The organism is Oscillibacter sp. PC13, assembly GCF_900115635.1.
Taxonomy (GTDB): domain Bacteria; phylum Bacillota; class Clostridia; order Oscillospirales; family Oscillospiraceae; genus Oscillibacter.
Map to the genome: position 1 here is coordinate 55,859 of NZ_FOXE01000016.1, position 23,482 is coordinate 79,340.

At 50.7% G+C, this 23,482-nt stretch carries 20 protein-coding genes, 6 tRNA genes, 1 rRNA gene and 1 pseudogene; 14 read left to right on the forward strand and 14 right to left on the reverse strand.

Going from position 1 to position 23,482, the window contains the following annotated elements:
- Positions 1–51 precede the first annotated feature (51 nt).
- Both BMZ81_RS10400 and mobP3 (BMZ81_RS10405) read left to right on the forward strand, forming a co-directional pair.
- Positions 52–480, forward strand: coding sequence for a hypothetical protein (locus BMZ81_RS10400; RefSeq protein WP_091131761.1), 429 nt, complete (start codon positions 52–54; stop codon positions 478–480).
- The gene (gene mobP3, locus BMZ81_RS10405) at positions 468–2,411 is read left to right on the forward strand and encodes a MobP3 family relaxase (protein ID WP_091131762.1); all 1,944 of its coding nucleotides are present in this window, start codon (positions 468–470) and stop codon (positions 2,409–2,411) included. The genes BMZ81_RS10400 and mobP3 (BMZ81_RS10405) overlap by 13 nt, the downstream gene beginning before the upstream one ends.
- Before the next feature lie 47 nt (positions 2,412–2,458).
- Here the strand turns inward: mobP3 (BMZ81_RS10405) and BMZ81_RS10410 are convergent, their stop codons facing one another.
- On the reverse strand, positions 2,459–3,760 hold the full coding sequence (locus BMZ81_RS10410) for an MATE family efflux transporter (RefSeq protein ID WP_091131765.1): 1,302 nt from the start codon (positions 3,758–3,760) through the stop codon (positions 2,459–2,461).
- 530 nt (positions 3,761–4,290) lie between these two features.
- Between BMZ81_RS10410 and BMZ81_RS10415 the strand changes: the two genes are divergently transcribed.
- The 4 genes from BMZ81_RS10415 to BMZ81_RS10430 are packed head-to-tail and all read left to right on the forward strand — an operon-like array spanning position 4,291 to position 7,447.
- Complete coding sequence (locus tag BMZ81_RS10415; RefSeq protein WP_091131767.1) at positions 4,291–4,491, forward strand: hypothetical protein; 201 nt, start codon at positions 4,291–4,293, stop codon at positions 4,489–4,491.
- A gap of 5 nt (positions 4,492–4,496) precedes the next feature.
- Positions 4,497–4,823, forward strand: coding sequence for a DUF6809 family protein (locus BMZ81_RS10420; RefSeq protein ID WP_091131769.1), 327 nt, complete (start codon positions 4,497–4,499; stop codon positions 4,821–4,823).
- Positions 4,824–4,856: 33 nt separating this feature from the next.
- Complete coding sequence (locus tag BMZ81_RS10425) at positions 4,857–6,065, forward strand: tyrosine-type recombinase/integrase (protein ID WP_091131771.1); 1,209 nt, start codon at positions 4,857–4,859, stop codon at positions 6,063–6,065.
- On the forward strand, positions 6,023–7,447 hold the full coding sequence (locus tag BMZ81_RS10430; RefSeq protein WP_091131772.1) for a tyrosine-type recombinase/integrase: 1,425 nt from the start codon (positions 6,023–6,025) through the stop codon (positions 7,445–7,447). Before BMZ81_RS10425 ends, BMZ81_RS10430 begins: the two co-directional genes overlap by 43 nt.
- A gap of 956 nt (positions 7,448–8,403) precedes the next feature.
- Here BMZ81_RS10430 and BMZ81_RS10440 read toward each other — a convergent pair.
- From BMZ81_RS10440 to BMZ81_RS10465, 6 genes are read right to left on the reverse strand one after another with little or no spacing between them, the layout of a single operon-like run.
- Positions 8,404–8,886: a DUF4411 family protein gene (locus BMZ81_RS10440; RefSeq protein ID WP_091131777.1), complete on the reverse strand. Its 483-nt coding sequence runs from the start codon at positions 8,884–8,886 to the stop codon at positions 8,404–8,406.
- On the reverse strand, positions 8,886–10,040 hold the full coding sequence (locus tag BMZ81_RS10445; protein ID WP_091131780.1) for an ImmA/IrrE family metallo-endopeptidase: 1,155 nt from the start codon (positions 10,038–10,040) through the stop codon (positions 8,886–8,888). The genes BMZ81_RS10440 and BMZ81_RS10445 overlap by 1 nt, the downstream gene beginning before the upstream one ends.
- Before the next feature lie 15 nt (positions 10,041–10,055).
- The gene (locus BMZ81_RS10450; RefSeq protein WP_091131782.1) at positions 10,056–10,922 is read right to left on the reverse strand and encodes a hypothetical protein; all 867 of its coding nucleotides are present in this window, start codon (positions 10,920–10,922) and stop codon (positions 10,056–10,058) included.
- A gap of 11 nt (positions 10,923–10,933) precedes the next feature.
- The gene (locus BMZ81_RS10455) at positions 10,934–12,166 is read right to left on the reverse strand and encodes a restriction endonuclease subunit S (RefSeq protein WP_177187281.1); all 1,233 of its coding nucleotides are present in this window, start codon (positions 12,164–12,166) and stop codon (positions 10,934–10,936) included.
- Complete coding sequence (locus tag BMZ81_RS10460; protein WP_091131784.1) at positions 12,163–13,833, reverse strand: HsdM family class I SAM-dependent methyltransferase; 1,671 nt, start codon at positions 13,831–13,833, stop codon at positions 12,163–12,165. Before BMZ81_RS10460 ends, BMZ81_RS10455 begins: the two co-directional genes overlap by 4 nt.
- The gene (locus tag BMZ81_RS10465; RefSeq protein ID WP_091131786.1) at positions 13,833–16,832 is read right to left on the reverse strand and encodes a type I restriction endonuclease subunit R; all 3,000 of its coding nucleotides are present in this window, start codon (positions 16,830–16,832) and stop codon (positions 13,833–13,835) included. Before BMZ81_RS10465 ends, BMZ81_RS10460 begins: the two co-directional genes overlap by 1 nt.
- Before the next feature lie 204 nt (positions 16,833–17,036).
- Between BMZ81_RS10465 and BMZ81_RS10470 the strand changes: the two genes are divergently transcribed.
- The 8 genes and pseudogenes from BMZ81_RS10470 (at position 17,037) to BMZ81_RS10495 (ending at position 22,418) form a co-directional block, all read left to right on the forward strand.
- Positions 17,037–17,519: a DUF1653 domain-containing protein gene (locus BMZ81_RS10470; protein WP_242942619.1), complete on the forward strand. Its 483-nt coding sequence runs from the start codon at positions 17,037–17,039 to the stop codon at positions 17,517–17,519.
- A 63-nt stretch (positions 17,520–17,582) separates the two neighbouring features.
- Positions 17,583–17,744, forward strand: a complete 162-nt coding sequence (locus tag BMZ81_RS14295; protein WP_242942620.1) for a hypothetical protein — start codon at positions 17,583–17,585, stop codon at positions 17,742–17,744.
- Between the two features lie 349 nt (positions 17,745–18,093).
- Positions 18,094–18,299, forward strand: a pseudogene (locus tag BMZ81_RS10475) (DNA-binding protein).
- 11 nt (positions 18,300–18,310) lie between these two features.
- Positions 18,311–18,958 carry a helix-turn-helix domain-containing protein gene (locus BMZ81_RS10480; RefSeq protein ID WP_242942621.1) on the forward strand — a complete coding sequence of 216 codons (648 nt, stop codon included), beginning with the start codon at positions 18,311–18,313 and terminating at the stop codon, positions 18,956–18,958.
- Positions 18,959–19,317: 359 nt separating this feature from the next.
- Entirely contained in the window at positions 19,318–19,725 is a 408-nt protein-coding gene (locus BMZ81_RS10485; protein WP_091131789.1) for a hypothetical protein, read from the forward strand.
- Positions 19,725–20,489, forward strand: a complete 765-nt coding sequence (gene mobP3 / locus BMZ81_RS14105) for a MobP3 family relaxase (protein ID WP_242942622.1) — start codon at positions 19,725–19,727, stop codon at positions 20,487–20,489. Before BMZ81_RS10485 ends, mobP3 (BMZ81_RS14105) begins: the two co-directional genes overlap by 1 nt.
- Positions 20,377–21,030, forward strand: coding sequence for a tyrosine-type recombinase/integrase (locus tag BMZ81_RS10490; protein WP_177187282.1), 654 nt, complete (start codon positions 20,377–20,379; stop codon positions 21,028–21,030). The genes mobP3 (BMZ81_RS14105) and BMZ81_RS10490 overlap by 113 nt, the downstream gene beginning before the upstream one ends.
- On the forward strand, positions 20,988–22,418 hold the full coding sequence (locus BMZ81_RS10495; RefSeq protein WP_091131793.1) for a tyrosine-type recombinase/integrase: 1,431 nt from the start codon (positions 20,988–20,990) through the stop codon (positions 22,416–22,418). The genes BMZ81_RS10490 and BMZ81_RS10495 overlap by 43 nt, the downstream gene beginning before the upstream one ends.
- Positions 22,419–22,576: 158 nt before the next feature.
- Here BMZ81_RS10495 and BMZ81_RS10500 read toward each other — a convergent pair.
- The 7 genes from BMZ81_RS10500 to BMZ81_RS10530 form a co-directional block, all read right to left on the reverse strand.
- A tRNA-Thr gene (locus BMZ81_RS10500) sits at positions 22,577–22,652 on the reverse strand.
- A 5-nt stretch (positions 22,653–22,657) separates the two neighbouring features.
- Positions 22,658–22,734, reverse strand: a tRNA-Asp gene (locus BMZ81_RS10505).
- 62 nt (positions 22,735–22,796) lie between these two features.
- Positions 22,797–22,872 (reverse strand) — tRNA-Trp (locus BMZ81_RS10510).
- 38 nt (positions 22,873–22,910) lie between these two features.
- Positions 22,911–22,987: transfer RNA gene (locus BMZ81_RS10515), tRNA-Ile, on the reverse strand.
- A 55-nt stretch (positions 22,988–23,042) separates the two neighbouring features.
- Positions 23,043–23,118: transfer RNA gene (locus tag BMZ81_RS10520), tRNA-Asn, on the reverse strand.
- 37 nt (positions 23,119–23,155) lie between these two features.
- A 5S ribosomal RNA gene (gene rrf, locus BMZ81_RS10525) occupies positions 23,156–23,271 on the reverse strand.
- Between the two features lie 71 nt (positions 23,272–23,342).
- A tRNA-Glu gene (locus tag BMZ81_RS10530) sits at positions 23,343–23,417 on the reverse strand.
- Positions 23,418–23,482 lie beyond the last annotated feature (65 nt).

Sequence of the window (23,482 nt, forward strand, 5' to 3'; positions counted from 1 at the left end):
AGGCTTTTCGGCGGCATCTAATACGACATCTTACAGATTGGAGGGAAAAATATGAGCGAAAACAAAGAGCGCCTGACCTACCGGCCGGAGCCGGAGACCAGGCAGAAAATTGAGCAGTGGTACGAAGCGGATAACTGCCGCAGCATGAATGAGTTCATCGACAAGGCCGTCAGCTTCTACGCGGACTGGCTCTCAGCCAATCGCAACGACATGCTCCCCATGGCGATTGCCTCCGCTATGAACGGACAGCTCAAGATCCTGGAGAAGAATCTCTCCTCGCTGTCCTTCCGGTACGCGGTGGAACTGGACATGATGATGGGTATCATTGCGGATACCATGCAGCTTGACTGGGATGACCTGAAGCGCCGCCGCACACAGAGCGTGAAAAATGTGAAGCAGACCAATGGCCGCGTCTCTCTGGAAAAGCGCGCGCAGCTGTGGGACGAAGATGATTGGAGCGATGATGAATGGCAAAGCTGATCCTCAAGAGTCCCTACATCAAAAGCACCGGCGGCGCGTCCGGTTACCTCAAATACATCGCAACACGGGAGAGAGTAGAGATCATCCCGGATGACCGTCCGCCCACACGAAAGCAGGAGCAGCTCATCAACAAACTCACGAAAGACTTTCCTGACAGCAAAACGCTCTATGAGTATGAGGACTATGCCGCAAAGCCGACCAAGGCTAACGCCTCCGCGTTCATCACACTGGCGCTGGAGTCCAACTGGGATGCGCTCCAAGAGTCAGACCAGTACATGAAGTACATCGCCACTCGACCGAGAGCGGAGCGTCTGGGTGAACACGGTCTGTTCGGTGACGAAGATGGTGTGGTGCTGGACAACGCCATGAAGGAGATGGAGAACTACACCGGCAATGTCTGGACCCACATCATCTCCCTCAAGCGGGAGGATGCTACAAGGCTGGGCTTCGATAACGCCGCAGCATGGCGTGACCTGCTCCGCGCTCATCGTAACGACATCGCCGCCGCGATGAAGATCCCGCCCAACGACTTCCGCTGGTACGCCGCTTTCCATGACGAGGGCGAGCATCCCCATGTGCATATGATGGCATGGTCTGCAAAATCGGGACAAGCATATCTCAGCAAGGACGGCATCCGGCAGATCAAGTCCACGCTGACCAACCACATCTTCCAAAACGAGATGCTCCACCTCTATGAACAGAAGTCGGTGTCCCGCGACGAACTGGTACGCGAAGCGCGGAAGGCGATGCAAGAACTGGTGAGGACCATGAAGGAGAGGATCTGCAACCATCCCGATGCAGAACGGCTCATGTTGGAACTGGCGATGCATCTTGAAAATGTAAAGGGCAAAAAGTCCTACGGGTATCTCCCAAAGCCGCAAAAGAAATTGGTAGACAGGATCGTGGATGAGATGGAACGGCTCCCCAGCGTGAAAAAGTGCTATGAGCAGTGGCAGATCCTTCAGGGCAAGGTGGATGCGTACTACCATGACAAAGAACAGAAGCGTGTGCCACTGTCACAGCAGAAAGAGTTCCGTGCAATCAAAAACGCCGTCATCAAGGAAGCGGAAAATATCCGCCAGTGCAAACTGTTCTTTGAGGGCAAGGGCGTGGAGCAGGAAAGCGAGCCGGAGGAATTCCGCAACGCCTCCTATGACTACTGGACTCTGAGGGACATCATCCGTGATGAGAGCCTGACGCTGGAGGAACGCGATGAAGCTGTCTCTGCCCTGAAAGAACTGGCTGAACACGGCGACAAGCACGCGCAGTATCTCATGGGGAAGCTGTGGCGGGACGGTCCTCTGCTGACACCGAACCTGGTCAATGCCCGCCACTGGTTTCAACAGGCGGCGGAGCAAGGTTACAGCTATGCGCAGTACGCGCTCGGAAAACTCTTGCTCTCCGATGATGTGGAGGTGCGCGATCCGGAACAAGGGATGCGATGGCTGGAAAACGCTGCGCAAAGCGGAAACAGCTATGCCGCCTACCACTTGGGCAAGGAATACTACAGAGGCAAAAATATTGAGCAAAGTTTTACTGCGGCGGCAAAGTGGTTTGACCGTGCGGCGCAGGACGGCAACCAGTACGCGCAGTACATGCTGGGCAAGCTGTACCTCATGGGCCAGGGTGTGGAGTATGACAAAACGATGGGTGTCCGCTGGCTGAGCCAGTCCGCAGCACAGGGTAATGTCTACGCCGAAAAAATCCTCCAGCACCAGAACAGCGGCAGGCCTCCCAATGTGTTTCTGGGCGTCACCCGTCTGCTCCATCACATGGGCAGGATCTTCCAGAAACACTCCCTGCCGCAGTCCAACCCCGGCGGCATCCAGATCGACCGGAAGCGGTTGGAGGAACTTCAGGAAAAGCGCGAAGCCCACGGTCTGAAAGGCAATGTATACGAGGAGTACCGAGGGCCGACTATGTCCATGTAGGACCGTCATATTTTTGGCTTAAGTTCATCCGCTGTCTTTAAGAAAATTCAAGTCCTCTTTATATACACAAGGGCGACAGCAGCTACAATCAATTCCGATATAGGCATTGCAATCCAGACTCCCCAAACACCCACAAACAATGGCAAAATGTATATCAGAAGTCCGCTGATAACAACACTACGCAAAACAGCAACCATCATGGACATTCTTGCATGCATAATAGATTGCAGATGGTAAGTTGCCAATACCGTAATTCCGAGGAACAGGAACAACAGGAAGAACGGACGGATGATGCCAGGAGCGGCAACCAGAACCTCCGGTGTTACATCCATAAACAGTCTTACGATCTGTGTCGGGAACAGTTCACCAATCGCTGTAAAACCAATGCCCAATACAATTACTGTCGTAAGAGCCATTTTCCACACCTGCTTGATACGGTCAGCTTGCATAGCGCCGCAGTTTGCAGAAACAATAGGCTGGATTGCCTGTCCCACACCGCAGTACAGCGCTTGGAACAAAGATGTGATCGTGGCAACAACACCATAAACCGCCAGCGCATTTGTATCCCCGTAGCGCATGATCTGGTTATTCATAATGATGGATAAAATGACGGTTCCAAGGTCAAGAATACTGGCACCAAAACCAATGCCAAGCGTCTGACAAATTGCAGGCTTCACATGATTGGGCTTTACAATACGGAGCGTGCATTTCTTTGTGAAAAAGTGTATGCACATAATGATGACCTGGACGCTGGTTCCCAAAACGGTAGCTATTGCCGCACCCGTCATACCCAATCCCAACGGAAATACAAAGAACCAGTCACCAAAGATATTTACGCAGCCACCGATGATGACCGCTGCCATAGCAAGCCCCGGTGCGCCGTCGTTGCGGATAAAGGAACTGATAAAGGTCGGAAGAATGAACACGGGGAGGAACCAGATCAGCCAGCGGGCATATTCCATTACCTTGGGCATCAATTCCGCATCAGCACCAAAGAAAGTGAATATTTGCTGATGAAACAATGCAAAAATGATCCACACCAAAAGAATCAGAAACAGCATCAATCCTGTGGCTGCGGTAAATAAAGCATTTGCTTTTTCCTCTTTTCCTTCGCCACGGGCATTCCCATACAGCACAGAGCCACCAACACCGCACAGGATACCGAGAAAGATCAGCACTCCATACAAAGGTGTAATAACAGCCATTGCCGCTGCGCCCGCAGGCCCTTCCGATTGACCAACTGCAATGGTATCCACAAAGCTATAAATAGACATGACCATAGCACTTGCCATTGAAGCCGTCAAGAATTTGCGATAAAGTTGTTTGATGTCGCCAGTAATAAAATCCATACTTTTCCTCCTTAAAAAACAAAAAACGCCGGATAAGATGTTCCGCACAAAGCAGTTGTCTTATCCGGCGTCGCCCCATACGCTGCGCTCGCCCTCCGACAAAAGTCCTTATGCGACATCTTATCCGGCGCTGTAATTACGTCTTACAGTTCCTCCGATGAACTAAATCATAATACCATTCTTTTATAAATTTTTCAATAGGCTATCTGCTAAGGGATGTCCACTAATAATGAAAAGGAGCAAGGTGTACCTCAAACTTGCTCCTGTCGGCCAGTATTTTGTTCTTGTGATATTGATACCTATGTTTTTGACAAAGTTGGTACGCCGCAATGACCAATCAATGAAAAAATATCGTGGCAGAGTCAATATTTTGCGCTGCTGAAGTCAATAGAAATCGTTTCTGAACAAACCTGAAATTATCAGCATTGTTGGTTTCGTAGAATTTTTCGTATCAGCACTTCTTTCATTGGCTATTCGTCTGTGCTTCCGGTATTGTGTGTTTGCAAAATACAGAAACGGAGGAAGCGACTATGATGATTCAACTTCCGGTCAAGCAGTGTCGTCACTGCGGCGGCGAAGATATCCGCGTCGGCTGGCAGCAGGATGCGCTGGTGACCTTCAAACGAAACGGCCTGCTGGGTAACCGCATCAAGTTCCTGATCTGCGGAACCTGCGGCGCAGTCCTGTACCAGTGTGTGGCGGAGCCGCACCGCTTCCCGCAGGCGAGGTAAAGAGTATGTACGATTACATGAAAGCACTGCAAAGGCAGTTCGAAACCAACCCCCGGTCGATACAGGAACTCGCTGATGAGGTCGAGCGCACCCACAAAGAACTCTCTTCCCGGCTGGCGAAGGATGATCGGAAGCTCTTGCTGCGGTTGGTAGACATGGAGGATCACCTGCGCGGCACCGCCACCCTCCACAGCTTTACCTGCGGGTACCGCCTGGCCTGCGGTATCCACAGGGAGCTTGCAGAGGAGCCGATGTATTCCTTCGCCAAAGAGGAAGAAGAACGGGCCTGCCGCAAAGCGCAGGCCAACGATGAGAACGATACAGAAACCTAATTAAAAACGAAATTCGATTGGAGGTGAAAATCCATGGCAAAGCGAAGACCATCCGGTGACGGCATGGTACGCAAGCGGGACGATGGCCGTTGGGAAGGCCGCATCGTAGTCGGTCACAAGGAGAACGGCGACTCCATCTTCCGATACATCTCCGCACCAACACAAAAAGAACTGTCCGCCAAGCTGCGGCAGCTCACCGAATCCTACAAAGGCGTTGATCTGACCGAAGAAAGCAATATGACCCTCTCGGTCTGGCTGGACAAATGGCTGGATGAGTACATGGCCGCCACGCTTCGTCCTTCCACCCTGAACGGCTATCGCCGTTCTCTGGAACTTCATGTCAAACCCTATCTCGGAAACAAAGCCCTTACTAAAATCACTGCCGCAGACCTGCGGTCACTCTACCGCACCTTACAGGAAACCGGGCGAGTACAGCCAAGAGAGGGCCAGTCCCCCGGTCTTTCCGGCAGAACGGTCCACGGCATTCACACTACCCTGCACCACGCTCTGAAAACGGCAATGGAGCAGAACCTCATCCCCAATAACCCTGCCGCAGAAGTTGACCCACCCAAATTTACTGGTGCTCCCATGAAGATCCTGACCGAAGCACAGTTGGAGTCTTTCATGAGGGCCATCGAAAAGGATGAATTCTGGCACGATCTCTTCTACACTGCGGTGACAACCGGACTGCGGCGTGGTGAGATCTGCGCACTTCGGTGGGAGGATTTTGATGCGAAACAGGGGACGCTCCATGTACGGCGCACCCTCCACAAAGAGAAAGGCAGGCCATACACCACAGGTGATACCAAAACCTACGCGGGAACACGGAAGATCGTCCTGCCACCCAGCACGGCACAACTCTTGCGGGAGCGAAAGGAAGCGGCGCTGGCCGAATGGGTATTCCCTAATCCCTTTAAACTGGATCAGCCTATTTCCCCCAGCACAGCATACAACCGTCTGAAAGCACTACTAAAAGAAGCAAGACTGCCCAACATCAGATTTCATGATATTCGGCACACCTTCGCCACCCACGCCCTGTCCTCCGGTGTCGATGCCAAAACGCTGGCTGGCATCCTGGGGCACACAAAGGCCAGCTTTACCCTGGACACCTATACGCACACCACCGGCGATATGCAGAAGCGGGCCGCAGAGATCGTCGGTGGATTCCTGACCGACTACCTTGGAGAGGAGATGAAGCCTTGGCAAAACAGCGAAAGCATGGCAGCGGAGGCCTCCGCCTGAGAAGCGACGGACGCTGGGAGGGCCGAATGGTCATCGGCTACGATGACAAAGGACTGCCTAAAACCAAAAATGTGCTGGCAAAAACGAAGGCCGAATGTGAGAAAAAACTCAAAAATTTGATTGCCGCACAAAAAGAGCCTGACCCGCAGCCACCCCAGCAGACCATGACAGTCGCTCAATGGCTGGACTTCTGGTATCTGACCTATAAAAAGCCAAACCTTCGCCCCAACACCCAGATGTCCTATGAACGGCGGATCTATCAGCACATTATCCCAAATCTGGGTCCCATCCCGCTGAACAAACTCACCACAGGAGATATCCAGCAGTTCTACACCGGGCTCAAGCGAAACGGTCGCCTGCTCCGCCAGGAGCAGTACGGCGAGGGTCTTTCCGACCAAACCGTCCGTGGCATCCATACTACTTTCCATGCGGCGCTGGATATGGCAATTTCCGAGAAGATCATCCCCAAAAATCCCTCCGACTTCTGCCGCCTCCCCTCCGCCAAGGCCAGAGAGATGCAGGTGCTAACTCCGGAGGAGATCCAGCGGCTGCTCATCCAGGCCAAAGAGGACGGTTGCTTCGAGCTGCTCCTGCTGGAACTATCCACCGGCCTCCGGCGTGGCGAGATCTGCGCCCTCCAATGGGACGATCTGAATTTCAACACCGGAGAGCTTCATGTAAAGCGGCAGGTGCATCGGGTCAAGGGCGAGCTGGTGGTATCCGAGCCGAAAACGAAGGCATCTAACCGAAGCGTCATCCTCCCCGCCCCAGTTCTGATGGTGCTGAACGACTACAAGAACAGCACAAACTCCGTCTGGATGTTCCCCTCACCTCTGAACAATGACTCACCCAGAGATCCCACCGCTGTCCGCAAGCGGTTGACCACCATACTGGAACGGGCAAACTGCAAACACGTCAGGTTTCACGATTTACGGCACACCTTTGCCACCGCATCTCTGGAGCACGGCATGGACATCAAGACGCTCTCCACCATCATCGGTCATGTGTCCACCTCCACAACACTCAATGTCTACGCCCATGTCACGGATGAGATGAGGAAAACCGCAGCGGCCAAAATTGACCGTGGGATCGCCAAATCAGAAACTTCCCAGGATATAGACACAACCCCAAGGAAACCTACCCCCTCCACCTTCCAGCCCTACAAAGGCCAGCGCCGCAAACCCGGCACCGGATGCATCAGCCAGATCAACGAGAATCTATGGGAGGGACGGTACTCCCCCAGGCTCCCCAACGGCAGCCGACTCGCCCGGAATGTCTACGCACACAGCGAAGAAGAATGTGAGCAGAAGCTGGCGGAACTGATCGTCCAGATGAAAGAGGAGATCGCCGCCCAGCGGCAGCAGCTCCAAACTCCGGCATGAGCCACACAAAGAAGAAAAGCGGTGTTCCCGACAAGGCATCGGGAACACCGCTCTTTTCTGTCTGTGGTATTCTATGTGGTCAGCGGGAATCCGCAAAATCATATTCCGCCCAAAAGTTTCTAAAAGCAAAAGAAAACACCCGAAATCCGAAGATTTCAGGTGTTATTCTGGAGCTGCTATCCGGATTTGAACCGGAGACCTCATCCTTACCAAGCGACCCCGGAGATTTTTTCTAACTATTTTTCGTGCTTTATAGCTATATCCACTCCAATCCGCTTGCTTTCCGTCACTCTTTGAGTACAAGATTTTCGTCTGTTCCGCCACCCTCTGTGGCAGACTGTGTGGTCAAACCGTTGGGAGAGTAGTTTCCGGGGTTTTGACCATTTGCACAAATGTGGTCAGAGCGCGGTTTTCTGAGCCGCCGCAGTAATGAGCCAGCCTGCTTTTGGTGAGTTACAAAGAAAACACTTTTGCGATGGTGTTAACAATGATGAGCGCTGTAGAAAATTTTTTAATCCTCATCGCTCGACCAAGCTATGCCCACTTTTGCATCAAAAAGCTGATTGCAACATTCTTTCAAATTAGAAGCAAATCAATATACACGATACTAGCTTCAAAAAGTTGAGAGTATAAGGAAATTCTTTAAAAATTTGTTTCACATATTATATCCATTAGTCTTTTCTCTGCACTTTTTTGAATGTTTAATTGATAAACAACTTGAGAGTATGTTTAAAGTTCTTTGTGGGTTGTTTAGTTTATTATCACCCAAGTGCTCACCTTGGTGAATTCCCAAAGTGGTCGCAATTCGGTCGCAATTAAGTCGCAATTATTTGCTACTTAATTATTGTGAAGTCTTTGCAAACCATCTACCAGTCTTCATCTTTCCTTCGCAATACACCTTGGAGTGTACAACAAAGGTTACCTCCCATCCATCAAATAATTGCAATAATAAGTAGTCACATACCTACCGACAGTTTCTCCATAAAGTCATCATAAGATATCCATCGTACTCCCAACGCCTCACACACATTTGGCAATTGTGCTGATCCTGCCTTATACTTTTCTTTGGTGACAACGATTGCCCCCAGTGCCTTCGCCTTTGTTGCCAAATACGCATCTGCAGCAGGCCTATTTTCGATAATATTCCTCCCGTGGATACTTTCACGCATCTTTGTGTCTTGAAATAGATCTCGGATATAGATTGATTCTGCATTCGACGGGTTTAAGAATATTTCCCGCCGGTCATGCAGCCACTGGTAATGCTCATTTTTCTCGTCATAGTGGCGAGTCAATTCATTGTAACATTCATCAACTGAAAAAATATCCCCATCTTTGATTCCCTTTTCAAACCGTTCCCAGATCTCCTCGAATGTTTTTCCTCTCTTCGGAAAATGCTCCAGCATTTCTCTGAAAATATTTGTATCCAGCAGGTAAATCATCACTTCACCCCCCGGAAATATACAGATTCCAATTTGGGGAGATGATCCACTTTGCTATGAAGCATTTCACTGGCGCGATAACTATCTATTTTACCGGAAAAATATTGGCTAAACACATCTCCAGTATACCTGGACCCCAGATAAGAAAGCTTGGTATAGTAGTAATTTCCACCTGATCTTTCAGACTTTTTTTGCTGATTACGAATTGCATCACCATAGAAAGTTTCTTTTAAGGCGTTATAATCTGCCGGGGTGATAATTTTCATGGTGTAAAGCTTGTACATGATAGCTTCTTTGCTTACGGCATATAGTGAGGCTAAGTCAGCGATCCTCATCTCATCCAACGGCTGCTTTTTCAACTCCGTTTTAAAATCTTCCATAGGTACAAGAAACTCATTTGCAAATGAATCGCAGGCTTTTTCCACATAAGATTGCTGCTCATCCAGATAAATATAATAGTCATCCCTGATAATTTCTGCTCCACTGGTATTTGCAATTAAATGATACAATTCGTGAAACAGGGTAAAATTCTGTCGAGCAAAAGACATGGAGTTGTTGATCATAATGATGGGAAAGTAATCATCATTAAGGCAAAGCCCTGAAACACTATTGTCCTTAAAGGCATCCTTGAAAACATAGATCCCCAACTCGTAAAATTTTTCCCGAAAAATTTCAAAGACGACCTTATCGCTGTGCCGCGCTTTTTGAGCGGAGATTGGGAAGCCCATCCGATCTCTAAAATACTGGCACAGGGCCTCCTGATCTGTAGGAAAAGTATGCCTCAGTGCCAAAACACTTTGACGCACCCCATACAGTTCCTGGAGATCCATCTGGTAGGAACGGGCGGTCTCGAATGCCTGAATGACCTGCCTACTCAGACGATTAGACACCTCCCCAGGCAAAGTGCGCAGATCCCCCTTAATATTGTCGATCTGCGGCGGCTCGGGGAAGAAAAAGAGGGCGCTTGGCTTATGGAGTACCTCGCTGACCTTTTTGAGCTTAGCGTAGGTCGGAAACTCCTCGCCATTTTCCCAGCGCAGATACCGCGCCTCATCAACGCCGATAGCAGCAGCGGTTTCACCGGGAGTCATATTATAGTTTTCCCTGGCCCAACGCAGAATTTGGCCATTTACACCAGTCAATACCTCTGCCATGCAAACTTCTCCTCGTTATGTATCGGCCTTATTGATTGATTTTTTTAGTTCCTGGACCTCATCTTTTCTCGCCAACTGCTCTAATTGTAAGAACGCCAGCAAGCACATCTGGTATGTTTCATCATACCAGCGCTCTAATTCATCGGGTTTCATTTTAGCCACAACGGATTTATACCTCGGTGGATCGGCCGGATCGATATTATTGTGTCGGATGTTCAAATTGTTGAAGAGATAGAACAGATCACCCTCCAAGGATTTGTCTGCACTCTTCAAATCGGCTCTTTTGGGTTCTAGCAGAGCGGCAAGCTGTACTAAGACGGTCTTTTTTGCCTCCAGTTGTCCCTTCATAGTGTAATGATTATAGGAAATTAGCCGGTAAGACAAATCCGTCGGAATCAGATCACTTTCAGCGACAGCAACTGCGGCAGGAGACTTCTCAACAAAGATTGTAACCCCGTCCTGCGTGGCATGCATATATCCCATCTTTTCCATCACTTGGCCAATCTGCTGAAGATAGAATTGCACATTGATCAGCTGCGGCCGAGTATTCCCATAGCCATAGGGAAAACTCAGAGGAATGCATTGATAAGCCAGAAGCAGATTCTCCATGTACTCACACAAAGAAATTAGATCATCAATCTTGAAATCGGCGGGGTCCTTCTCAAAATTGAAATTATGCAAATCATTAAACTCATCTAAGGAAAGGCAGGTCCCCCGAAAAGAGAAATTGGGAAAGCATTCGCTCAATTCATCATACGCGGAGATTCGGTTCGAATTAGACACCGGAATGTTGCGCTCAAACAGCATCCCATAGAGTTTTTGATACTCCCGTTTCGGGTCAATTTTCGCCTCCTGCAATATCTGTGCGAAGTTGCGCCGCATTCTGTCTCACCTCATTTCACCCGGGCCTGTCCATTCATCAGCATAGGCAGGAGCCAGTCACGGAGTTTTATCAGTTCTCGGTTCTCTTGATTTAATTGTCCAATTTTAGTATGTATTGGATGTAAAAGTAAAGTAATCTTCCCAATGATAGCTTCTGGGGGCAATACAATGCGGCTTTGTTCCAGATGATCTGTCGTAATATGCCCCATCGTTGTTTTCCTTGCTTCTGCCATTTTCACAAAATTAATGACATACGCTGAAAGCTGTTCAAACACATACTCTTTTGAAAAATATGATTTTGGATTTACTTTGAAGATATGTTGATTAAGCCCCCCGTTTCCCCCAAACCAATACATAACTTCCAGTGTGGCGGACCAAGAAAATAACACGTCTCCATCTATAACCTTGTTTTTCTCTGGTATATTGGCTGACACTTTTTCTGTGTCGGCAGTAATACCATCATGCATTTCTTTTATTTTGATAACAGGCAATCCTGGATCGCCATCTTTAGGACGATATTTTTGGCAAGCCAGACCATTTACAAAATCAGCAATACTATATAGATTTCCTACCTCCCACCCCTTCGGGATCTCCCGTTTGAGCTGGGGATTCCATACCATTTCACCGCCGGAGGCGCGGTAGGGCCGACCATTTTCGTCCGGAAAATCAAACTGCACGAACCAATAGTCGTAAAGCGTCTTTGCCATGGATTCCAGCTCAGAACAGATATGGGTGTTCAAAGCGATTTTCTGATCCAGTGCAAAAAGTATCTTAGCCAATTTTCGTTGAGTATCTAAACCTGGGATAGGAACCTCTACCGCTCCCAAAACTCCTTGGCTTAGATTGGTGATATTGGTTTGCTGGGAATAGCTATACTGTTTTTTACAGAATGGCGCCCGCAGGGCATAAAACAAATATTCAGGGCACACCAAGGTTACATCGGGGCGAAACGCAATACAAAAACCAGAATAGCAAATAGGTTCTGTAATACCGTATATATACATGGTTCGACCAACTAAGTTTTTATTACCATTAGACCGGACAAATAGAATATCCCCATCCTTTAAAAGATCATCTTTAGAAACGATTGATGCGTCAATTTCTGATAGTGTACTATAGTCCGGAAAAACATGGCCAGCAAAATCCGCTACTCCTATAATTTTGCATCCTCTTTTTGCCGATGACTTGTCATAATTCATTCCATTTCGCAATGTACCTAAAGAGGATAGTTTCATTGTTCTCATGACACTCTTACTCTCTTTAACTGCTCCTGGATTTCCTCCTCCAGCCGGTGACTCTCAGAAAACAACTCGTCCAAGCGGGTGGTGAACCCGTGTATCTTCTCCGCAAACTCCTCCGGCGTCAGATCTACATACTCGATCTTCACCTCAAAGTACTGTCCGGCAGAAAAAGACAGTTTTTTCTGTTTGATCTCCTCGTAGGTCACGGCTACGCAGAAATCATCCACCGGTTCCCCTGCGCTAAAGGTATCAATAATCTTGGTGATCTCTTCCTCGCTGAGGACTGTCTTCTGGTTCTTTCCGTCCACTTTCTCTTTGGTGCCCAGCTTAGAGGCATCCATCAGCACTACTTTGCCTTCCTGATTGTCTTTGTCCAGAAACAAGATGGAGACATTTGTTCCTGTATTCGCAAAGATATTCGGAGGCATAGAAATCACACCGCGGAGCCATTTTTTGTTTACCAGATATTCGTGAACTGTGTAAGCAATCGCATTTGACCGTTTGCTTGCAGTCAAAAAGCCTGTTGGGACAACTACTGCCGCTTTGCCATGCTCTTCCATAGAGTAAATAATGTGCTGCAGGAACATCAGGTAGATATCCATGCTGCTCTTCTTTTTCGGTGGGATGCTGGGCACACCGGCAAAGAAACGTTCCTTATATGCCTCCCCCGCCAAGGTGTCCCGGTTATCGCTGAAATCCATATTAAAAGGCGGATTGCTGACGATATAATCAAATTTAGCAAGGCCGTTCCCCTTGGCGTTCAAATGCCGGGGCGAAACCAGCGTATCGTCGTGAACCACATTCCCCAGCGAGTGAACCAAATTATTCAGGATTAGGTTCAGCCGTAAAAACTCGTTGGACTTGGACGAGATGTCCTGGGTGTAGATGGTGCAGTTGTCCTCCCCGATCTGGTGAGCCAGCGCCAGCACCAGGGTACCGGAACCGGCTGCGGGGTCGTAGACTGTCACATTTTGGACCTTCTCCTGCACCAGGATACGGGCAATGATCGTTGCAATGATGTGAGGCGTGTAGTATTCAGCGTACTTTCCGAAATCTTTGTTGTAGTCCTTGATCAGATACTCAAAAATCTGGGCAAAGAAGTCGTAGTTCTGATCATACACCTCGGAGAAACTGAACTCCACCAATTTGTTAATAATGGCGCGGCAAAACGGCGTCTTTTTGGCCCCCTCGATGACATATTGGGAAATGGGATCAAAGAGCTTGATCTTTTCCTCCCCGCCGGTCTGGACAGAAAAAACATCCAGGTTATAGTTGGAGATATCCACCAGGGTGTCGTCGAATAACTCATGAAATGGATAGAGGGTGCCATCCGGCTTTTTCATGGAATCATCGTTCTGGTGGTTAAACAAATAGGAGATATAATGCGTCTTCTTCAGCCGAGCCGTGTCACCACCCAACATGGCCAGCAGCATCTCATACTGGTCATCTGGCATAGCCTCTAACGCTGCCTCCAGATTCTCTGCTTTTGCCAGGTTAGGTTCTACTTTTCGAACCTGATAGAAAAATTTATCGTTGAGATATTTATACAGAAACACCTGTGTGATGATTTTGTACTCGCCAGGCGAACCGCCCAGGCCAAAGTTGGCACAGATGGTTTTCAAGTCGTCGATCATCCGCTTGGTGCGAATGGCAAGGGATTCGATTTGCATTATGCTGTCCAGTTCCTTTCTGCAAAGTACTCCCCAGAGATGCAGGTATCAATAAACTTGACCTGCTCCATAGAGGGTTGTACTCCGTTATCGCGGCACGACTGAATGATTGTCGGCATGATTTCTCTGGTGAAATAGGCGTGGTTGTCCATAATACGCTGATTTTTCAGCACTTTCTGATCCGCCGCTGTCTTCACACCCATGAGAATATCGAAGATGACCGGATCACTGCCGATGGGCGGCGGGCTGGCCTTGATGCGCTTATGGGTACGCATATACTTGACATCGCCGCCGTATTTGGCGCAGAGCATTTGATCCCGCAGATTCTGCTGGGCGGCGGCTTTGCGGATTCGCTCAAACTCATGGATCTGCTCTTTCATCTCATCAGCTGTCAATTCCTCGATGTTTTTCTTTTTGAAAATCCGCTTCAATTCTTCCAGGAGCGTAATATACTCTGGGTCTTTAGGATCGAGACTGCGCTCTAACTCCTGCCGAGTCTTTTCCAAGGTCTCCTGGTATTGATCCGCAATAATCATCTCGCCCTCTGAAACTTTGCGGAAGGTAAACTCGATTTGATCCAAGGCGATGTTCAGGATGCCGGACATATCTTCACTGTCCTGCAGTTTCTCTTTGAGGTTCACCAGGTTGATCCGGTTATTGACCTCGCTGAGCAGAGCATGGAGGTTGTCCATAGTAAACCACTGGGCCAGCTCCTCATAGCCGAATAGCTGCATGAGATTGAACAGTTCCTTGCAGGTCTCCAGCGCTTTGCGCAGGTCATACAACTCCTGCTTATCGTCCAGTGCGGTGATCTGCTGGGAGAACAACTCCGCATTGTCTGTGGCATAGAGGAACAGCTTCTGCTGGGCCGCCCGCAGCTCCTGCTCTACTTCCTCCTGAGATTTGAAGATGTTGTTGTACCTCTGAAACTCGTCGCCCAGTTCCGCCTGCAATTCCTTGAAATACGCCTGATTAGTCTTATCAAACTCGGCTCGGATGTCGGCAAAGTCGGCCACATAGCCATACCGGAAGAACTTATAGGGGCGGTTCACGCGAGTCAATGTCTGAAGCAAATTGTGCTCCTTGATGATACGGCCCAGGTATTGCTTTTTCAGCCGGGGTGCGTCAAATCCAGTTAGAAGCATATTGTAGACAACCAGCAGATCGATCTTGCCCTTCTTGAAATCCTCCGTGTATCCGCGGCGGGTCTCCTTGTCCTCCACATCGTGGAGAATCAGCACATGGCTGACCTCAGTGTACCGTTTTAGTTCCTGGTCCACCATCCGCGCCTGATCGGAGGAATCGCAAACAATCATCCCGCCGATAGTAGGATCACCCATGGCAATACGGCTGCGCAAGAAATCATCGACAATGTACTCCACTAATGCTGATACATACTTGGGATGCGCATAGACATCCTTCTTTTTCAGCGACCCTTTCCGCGCCTCCAGTTCTTCCAAAACTGCGTTAAGTTTTGTGCGGTATTCGGTCTTGATACCTTCGCGGATCAATTTCAGCGTATAGCCGTCTGCAATAGAGCGGTTATAGTAATATTTGTGGATGTATTCTCCAAAGACATCCTTCGTGTTATAGCCATCACCGATCAGTGGCGTACCGGTCAAGGCGATCATTACCGCTTCCCGGTCGGAGGCCATAAGGTTTGCCAAAAAGGAACCCTTGGGACTGTAACTCCGGTGAGCCTCGTCCAGGAAGTAGATCCGTTGTACATTCACATCATAGTCCGCTTTCCGGACGATGGACTCCGAGGAAAACTTCTGGATATTCACCACCGTGATGGTATCCTCACCTGTATTGTTGGCTGTGCCAATCGTGCGGATGTTCTGAATAAATTCCTCCTTGGAGTTTACTTTCTCCACATGAAGACCACGAGCAGCAAATTCATCTCCTGCCTGGGTCAGCAAATCCAAACGATCAACGATAAAATAGAACTTCGTGATTTTCCCATGCCGCTGATAGTAGTCCCGAAGATAATGGACATTGTGGAACGCCAGAGCGGTTTTCCCACTCCCTTGGGTGTGCCAAATGATACCATGCTTGATGCCGGCATCCAGCTTCTTTTCAATTGCCAGCATAGCAAAAAACTGTGGGTATCGCATAATGTGCTTTTGCAGTGTCTTGATACCATCCTTATCTGTGCGTTCCACATAGGCAAAGCCGTATTTCAGGAGTTTCAAAAAGCGGACAGGCAGAAATAGTGAAGTCAATATCCGATTTGTCGGCGTTAACTCGCTCAGATTTGTCTGATATTCCTTGGTCCCGCGGATGGATGCAAGGTTGTTGTCTCTAAGAATTAACTCCTCGGCAAATTCCTGTAAAACGGGGATCATCGTTTGAATCTGTGGATCTTCCTCACGGAAACGGTTAAAAAACAGTTTTTCATAGCTACTGGAGGCATAGAACGCTCCCGTGATAGGTTCTACCTCGAAGTCATCGTACTCCATGTTGTTAGAGAACACCATAATCTGCGTTATATTCGCAAAGCGTCGAAAGATCTTCTTCTCAAATCGGCTGTTGATTCGCTTGTGCTCCGCAATGATTCCGTCCCGATTATTGGGCTTTTTGACCTCAATAAAAGCCAGGGGCAGGCCATTGATCAGGAGTGTGATATCCGGCCGAAATTCATCGTCTCCGTTTCGATAAGGAAGTTCTGTGACAACATGGTATGTATTTCGTGAAGTATCATCCAGGTCAATGATCCGCAAACCGTCAATGCCATCCAAAAGGATCTTGTAGAATGCACGGCCCAGATCGTCATTAGCCAGTTTGATTGTAAGTTCCTCAATCAGGTGATCAACTTCCGAAACTGAAAGCTTTCTTCCGTTCAACTGGTTGACAGCGCTATGCAGCAGCCCTCTAAAAATATTTGTGTCTGGGCAGATTTCGCCTTTGTACTGTTTCAGTGGACGATAAATATACCCAAGACGAGTTAGGTGCGCAATCGCCGGAATTTTGACGCGTGAATTCTCATTGTGGGCCATACTTGTCACCCCGTTTTCTCCCAAACTTATAGTTATTATATCAGGTTTTTTCAATTTCCTCAATCCAACAATATACGCACAGACAAGTTTTCATTTTGTAAGCAAGACCTTTGCAACAGCGTTGACAAAGAAACCCTTTCCCATTTACAGAAGGCCCATGCTCCGCTATACTGAATGCAGAAAAACAAAATGGGGGTGCGGGCAATGGCAGGCAGGCGGATTTGCGCTGGGTACTACCGGCGGTACGATGGCAAAACAGTCTATGTGATCTCCACGGCCACGGATGCCGACACCGGCGAGGAAACTGTCATCTGGACCGCCTATCCCTTCGCGGATGTCCCTAAGTACTATACCTCCAACAAGAAGTCTTTCTGCTCCTTCGTAGAAGTGGACGGAGAGCGGAAAGCCAAGTACAAGCGGCTGACAAATATGAGGATCTTAGAGACCGCCATCGAAAGGCTGGAAGACGAGGGCTTCCGGGGGCCGGTGCGGAAAAGGCAGCGGCGGCAGCTGGAGGAAGAATACGACTCCCGCAGGTATCAGCTGTCTCTCACCTACCTTACATACGCCAAAGACTTGTGTGAGAATTACAACTTCGACCGGAGCAAATATCGCCTCTGCGTAAATGAAAAGAGGTTCGCCGCCATCACACGAAGCGACTTCGCCAAGCTGAAAGAGGACCTGTAGTTTCTGGACAATGCCCTGAAAACAGTCCTGTCACAATACCAGGACTACTTTCGGGAGCGGTTCGTGGAGGGCCTATCCATCCGTAAATACGCTGAGACCCACCAACTCAATCGGGGCAGCGTGGACTACCTGCAAAAAAAGTTTTTCTCTGCCTTGGCCCGGCTTCTGAAAGAGCGGGACGAGGCAGAGGGCAAATGCCGCCTGCGGAAACCAGTGCAAAATTGAACTGACCCAACACCAACGGAGCGCCTGCTTTGTCAGCAGGCGCTCCGTTTTCCTGTCAATCGTACGTCAAAAAGATGTACTTTCTGCAATAGAAAGTGGAGGGGAAAATCAGACGGCAGACGGCAATCGGCAAGTGTGCCAATTCTATGTCACACAGTAAGTATCCTCGGGAAAGAAGTAGAGGGGAAGTTGGAGGTATGAGATTTCAGAGGCTCTGCTCATCGGCAAGACCACTAAATCAAGGCGTTTTGTTTTAGTCATATCTCTGAATTTTATTCTCGGGGGTTGTCAAAACGGCTCGATCTTCCCCTATACAAATGGGAAAAATTTTGAATAGGAGGTCGTTATTGTGAAGGAATCCAGTTACAAAAGCTACGATGACCTGCCGCTGTTTTTCAATGCGGAGACAGTGGCAAAGGTGCTGGGAGTTTCCATCTCCAGCGCATACGAACTGATGCACGAGCCGGACTTCCCCATGGCAGCCGCTTGGTGGTGCCTAAGGAAAAATTTATAACATGGGTATCTGCACAGTCAGGAGGTGGTGTTCAGGAATGAAGTGCTCTCTCATGAAACGCGATGTAAGTAAATACCGATTCGCTCTCCCCAATGATATCTGGACACGAACCCTCAAGCCCCCGGCTTTTGCGGTGCTGGCCTATCTCCAATACCGGCACTGCAGAAAGTTCAGCAGCGTCATCACGCTGGAGGAACTGACAGAGCGCACCCGCATGAGTGCAGAGATGGCGAAGGCCTGTGTTGAGTCTCTTATCAATCATAAGCTACTCACTGTCGAACTCGTCCCAATCCTGCCCAATATAAAGGGCGGCAAATTCTTCACCGTGCCTGACGAAGTGTTTTACCTGAGGCTTGGCCACGGAGCAATCATGGTCTACGCCTATCTGCTCTGCTGTGAAGATCGCCGCTCTCACCAATGCCATCCCATCTACAAAACCATCTCCACTGCAGTCGGTCTTTCCATCAACACCGTGATGAAACACATCAACAAATTGGCGGAACGTCAATTCATCTCGGTGGAGCGCACCAGTTATATCGACAACAACGGCATGAAGTGGAACGGCAACAACCTGTACACGATCCTGCCCATCCAGCAGGTGGTGGATGCGTTCTATCAACAGCAGCTGGACAGGCTTGAAAACACTGCCGAGCGTCAGCGTGTGACGAAGCTCCTGCGAGAACAGGAAAGCCCCGCGTGACCGCCTGTGAGCCCCTGTGTGCCCCGATTGTGGGAGAGGCAGAGGCCCTGTCCCTCCGGGGGCTTTCAGGGCGGATTTGGCCCGTTGTTCCACCGCTGTGGAGGATGCCTATCCGGGGAATTTGCCGCCCCATAACCGATTTACGGAGGACGAAAGGAAAAGCAGGAGAAAGTCCTGGCGCTTTTGTGCGCCGGGCAGTCACATCCGGCCCGCAGTGCGGGCGGTTTCCGGGAACGGGAGCTGACGCTTTTCCAGACCGCCAAACCTGCGATTGACGCTGTTCCCGGAAAAAACGGCGTATTGCCCCGCCGTTGCGGGATATGCGCTGACGCTGTCACGGATTTAGGAGGTATTTGATAATGGGTGAAAACAGACACCGGCACACCGTTTGGATGGACGACGCCGTGTGGGATCAGGTGGAATCCCACTACCAGGCGGACAACTGCTCCACCAAAAACGAATTTATTGAAAAGGCCGTTCGGTTCTATTCCGGTTACCTGGACGCTGAGCACGCCGACGAATACCTGCCCCGGGTCCTGGCCGATGTGCTGGAGGGCAGGCTGGGAGCCCTGGGCAAACGGATGGGACACCTGCTGTTCAAGCTGTCTGTAGAGCAAAACCTCATGGGAAATATCCTGGCCGCTGATATAGAGATCGACCCGGATCAGCTGCGAAAAGCCCGGGTCCGGTGCGTCAAAGAGGTGAAGGAAACCAACGGTGAGATCAGTTTCGAAGACACGGTTCGTTACCAAAAGGGGGCTGAGTGATGCCGGGACTGATTCAGAAGTCAGGCTACATCAAGCCGGGAAACAGCGGCGGTCACTACGCCAAATACATCGCCACCCGGGAGGGTGTGGAGCTGATTGAGGCTCCATCCCCCTCCCACGACGGCGGCGGCTACCTGGAGTATATGGCGCAGCGGCCCCGCTCCCACGGCCTGTTCTCCGCCGACGGCCCCGCCGACTTGGTGAAAACCGTGGAGGAGATCAGCGGTCATACCGGCCCGGTGTGGACCTTCATCTGGTCGCTGAGGCGGGAGGACGCCGCAAGATTAGGCTACGAAACCAGCGAGAGTTGGCGAAAACTTCTGCTGGCTCACCAGACGGAGCTGGCCCAGGCCATGAAGATTTCCCCGAAAAATTTTCGGTGGCGGGCCGCCTTCCACGATGAAAAACACCACCCCCACGTCCACGCGATGGTCTGGTCGGCAGACCCCAAGCAGGGGTACCTCACGGAAAAAGGTATCGAGAAGATGCGCTCCCGACTGGCCAATGAGATCTTTCGGGACGAGCTGTTGTCCTTCTACCAGAAAAAAGATCTGTCCTACCAGCAGGTGCGGGACGCGGCGGCAGACCAGGGGCTGATGCCCAACAACCCCGCCAGACAGGTGGAGCCCCCCCAAAGTTCCCCACAAGGCGATGAACATTCTGACCGAGGAGCAGCTGGAGGTCTTTCTGGCCGCAACGGACCGGGACCCGATTTGGCGGGACTTCTTCTACACGGAACTCACCATCGGTCTGCGGCTGGGTGAGATCTGCGGCCTCATGTGGAGCGACTTCGATGGGCAAAAGGGCACCCTCAGTATCTCCCGCACGCTGCGTAAAGAAAAAGGCGGACGGCTGGTGGCCGGGGACACCAAGACCTACGCCGGGACCCGGACCATCCTCCTGCCCACCAGCACGGCGGAACGGCTGCGGCTGCGAAAAAAGACTTCCTACTCCCCTTGGATCTTCCATGACCCACTTCGCCCGGAAGCCCCGCTGAACCCTGGCACCGCATACCGCCAGCTGAAAAAGGTCCTGCAGGAGACCGGACTGCCTGAACTCAGATTCCACGATTTACGGCACACCTTTGCCACCCACGCCTTGGCCAGCAGGGTGGATGCCAAGACCCTCTCCGGCATTCTGGGCCACACCAAGGCCAGCTTCACCCTGGACACCTACACCCACACCACCGGGGATATGCAGAGACGGGCGGCTGAGATCGTGGGCGGCTTCCTGACCGACTACTTAGGAGAGGAGATGGCCCCGTGGCAAAACGCAGAAAACACGGCGACGGCAGTGTCCGTCTGAGAAAGGATGGCCGCTGGGAAGGGCGCATCGTCATTGGCTATGATGAGAAGGGCTTGCCCAAAACCAAAAATGTCCTTGCTAAGACGAAAACGGAATGTGTGGCAAAGCTGAAGGCCCTGCGGGAAAGTCTGGTGGCTCCCGCCCCTGAAGTTTCCAAAGTCAGTCTCTCCCTGGGGAACTGGCTGGAGCACTGGTACCAGGACTACAAAAAAGTAAATCTCCGTCCCAACACCCAGATGTCCTATGAGCGGCGGATTTATCAGCACATCATTCCCGCCCTGGGGACGATCCCGCTGGACAAGCTGACCACTGGGGACATCCAGCAGTTCTATACCCATCTCAAGCAGAACGGCAGACTGTTGCGCAAGGAGCTCTATGGAGAGGGGCTCTCAGACCAGACCATCCGTGGCATCCACACCACCCTCCATGCGGCCTTGGACAAGGCAGTGGAAGAAAAGCTGATCTTCCGCAACCCTGCGGACAGCTGCAAGCTCCCACCTGCCAAATCCAGAGAAATGAAAGTGCTTACTCCCGAGGAGATCCAGCGGCTGTTGATCCAAGCCAAGGAGGACGATTGCTACGAACTTCTGCTGCTGGAACTGGCCACTGGCCTGCGCCGGGGCGAGATTTTAGCACTCCAATGGGGTGACCTAAATTTCAAAACTGGGGCACTGCGAGTAGAGCGGCAGGTACACCGGGTCAAGGGAGAACTGGTGGTATCTCCTCCCAAGACTAAGGCAGGCAATCGGATGGTGCTCCTCCCTGCCCCGGTTCTGAATGTACTCAAGGCCTACCAGAAAACCGCCCACTCCCGATGGATGTTCCCCTCGCCGGTAAAAGCGGACTCCCCGCTGGACCCCGCTGCCGTCCGGAAGCGGCTCCAAACCGTACTGGAGCGGGCGGAATGTAAGCGCCTGCGGTTCCATGATCTGCGGCACACTTTCGCCACCGTCTCCCTGGAGCACGGCATGGACATCAAGACCCTGAGCACCATCATCGGCCACGTGTCCAGCACCACCACGCTGAACACCTACACCCACGTCACCGATGCCATGCGGCAGAACGCGGCGGACAAGATCGACCGGGGGATCGGGAGAACCGAACCGAAGCCCAGGCGGGAAGCGGCACCCCAGGAACCTCCTCCCAGCACATTCCAGGCCCGCAAGGGTCAGCGGCGCAAGCCGGGCACCGGATGTGTCAGCCAGATCAATGACCACCTGTGGGAGGGGCGATATTCCCCGCGAATCAACGGCGGGCGAATGACGCGAAACGTCTACGCCAAAACAGAGGCAGAGTGTGAGGAAAAACTAGCTGCACTCATCCAGGCAATGAAGGCGGAGATCGCCATGGAGAAAGAGCGGCTAAATAGAGCAAATCCGGCAAGTTGAACAAACGGGCCTCCGGGGCAAAACACCCTCGGAGGTCCGATTTTTTCTGTCTGTGGCTAAATGTGTGGTCAAACGCAAAAGCGGAAATTTGAACTGCTCGAAATTGTTACGAATAGCAAAAGAAAAGACCACTTTTCGACTGAAAAGTGGCCTTTTCCTGGAGCTGCTGGGCGGATTCGAACCGCCGACCTCATCCTTACCAAGGATGCGCTCTACCGACTGAGCTACAGCAGCATAAATGGCGACCCGGAACGGGCTCGAACCGTCGACCTCTAGCGTGACAGGCTAGCGTTCTAACCAACTGAACTACCGGGCCATTTATATTGGCTCGTGACTAAAAAAGTATATCATATACAACAAAAGTTGTAAAGACTTTTATGGCAGGGGCAGAAGGATTCGAACCCTCGGCACGCGGTTTTGGAGACCGCTGCTCTACCAGCTGAGCTATACCCCTATATCGCTTACGGAAACCCGTCCGGCGATCGACCATACTGGTGGGCCTTCGGGGACTCGAACCCGGGACCGGCCGGTTATGAGCCGGCTGCTCTAACCAACTGAGCTAAAGGCCCATGCCTCGGTTTACTTTAAGAAAGTATTGCCGCCACGCCTAGTGGCGGCAATACTTGGCTCCCCCAGTTGGACTCGAACCAACGACACCGCGGTTAACAGCCGCGTGCTCTACCGACTGAGCTATGGAGGAATGTCCAAAACTCTGATTCCGAAAAACCAGAGTTTTGTGTTGGCGCTACCTATCTTCCCAGGCCGTCACCAGCCAAGTATTGTGGGCAGAAATGAGCTTAACTACCGTGTTCGGAATGGGAACGGGTGGACCCTCATTCTAATCAGCACCAACTATATGTCATCCGGAAAAACCGGAAAACAACTGTATTATATTGTGTTTCGCGCTCTGTGTCAAGAAGGAAATGGTGACCCGTACCGGATTCGAACCGATGTTAACGGCGTGAGAGGCCGCTGTCTTAACCACTTGACCAACGGGCCAGATGCGGTGTGCCTTTCGGTACACCGTTTGGTGCGCCTTCACGGACTCGAACCGGGGACCCACT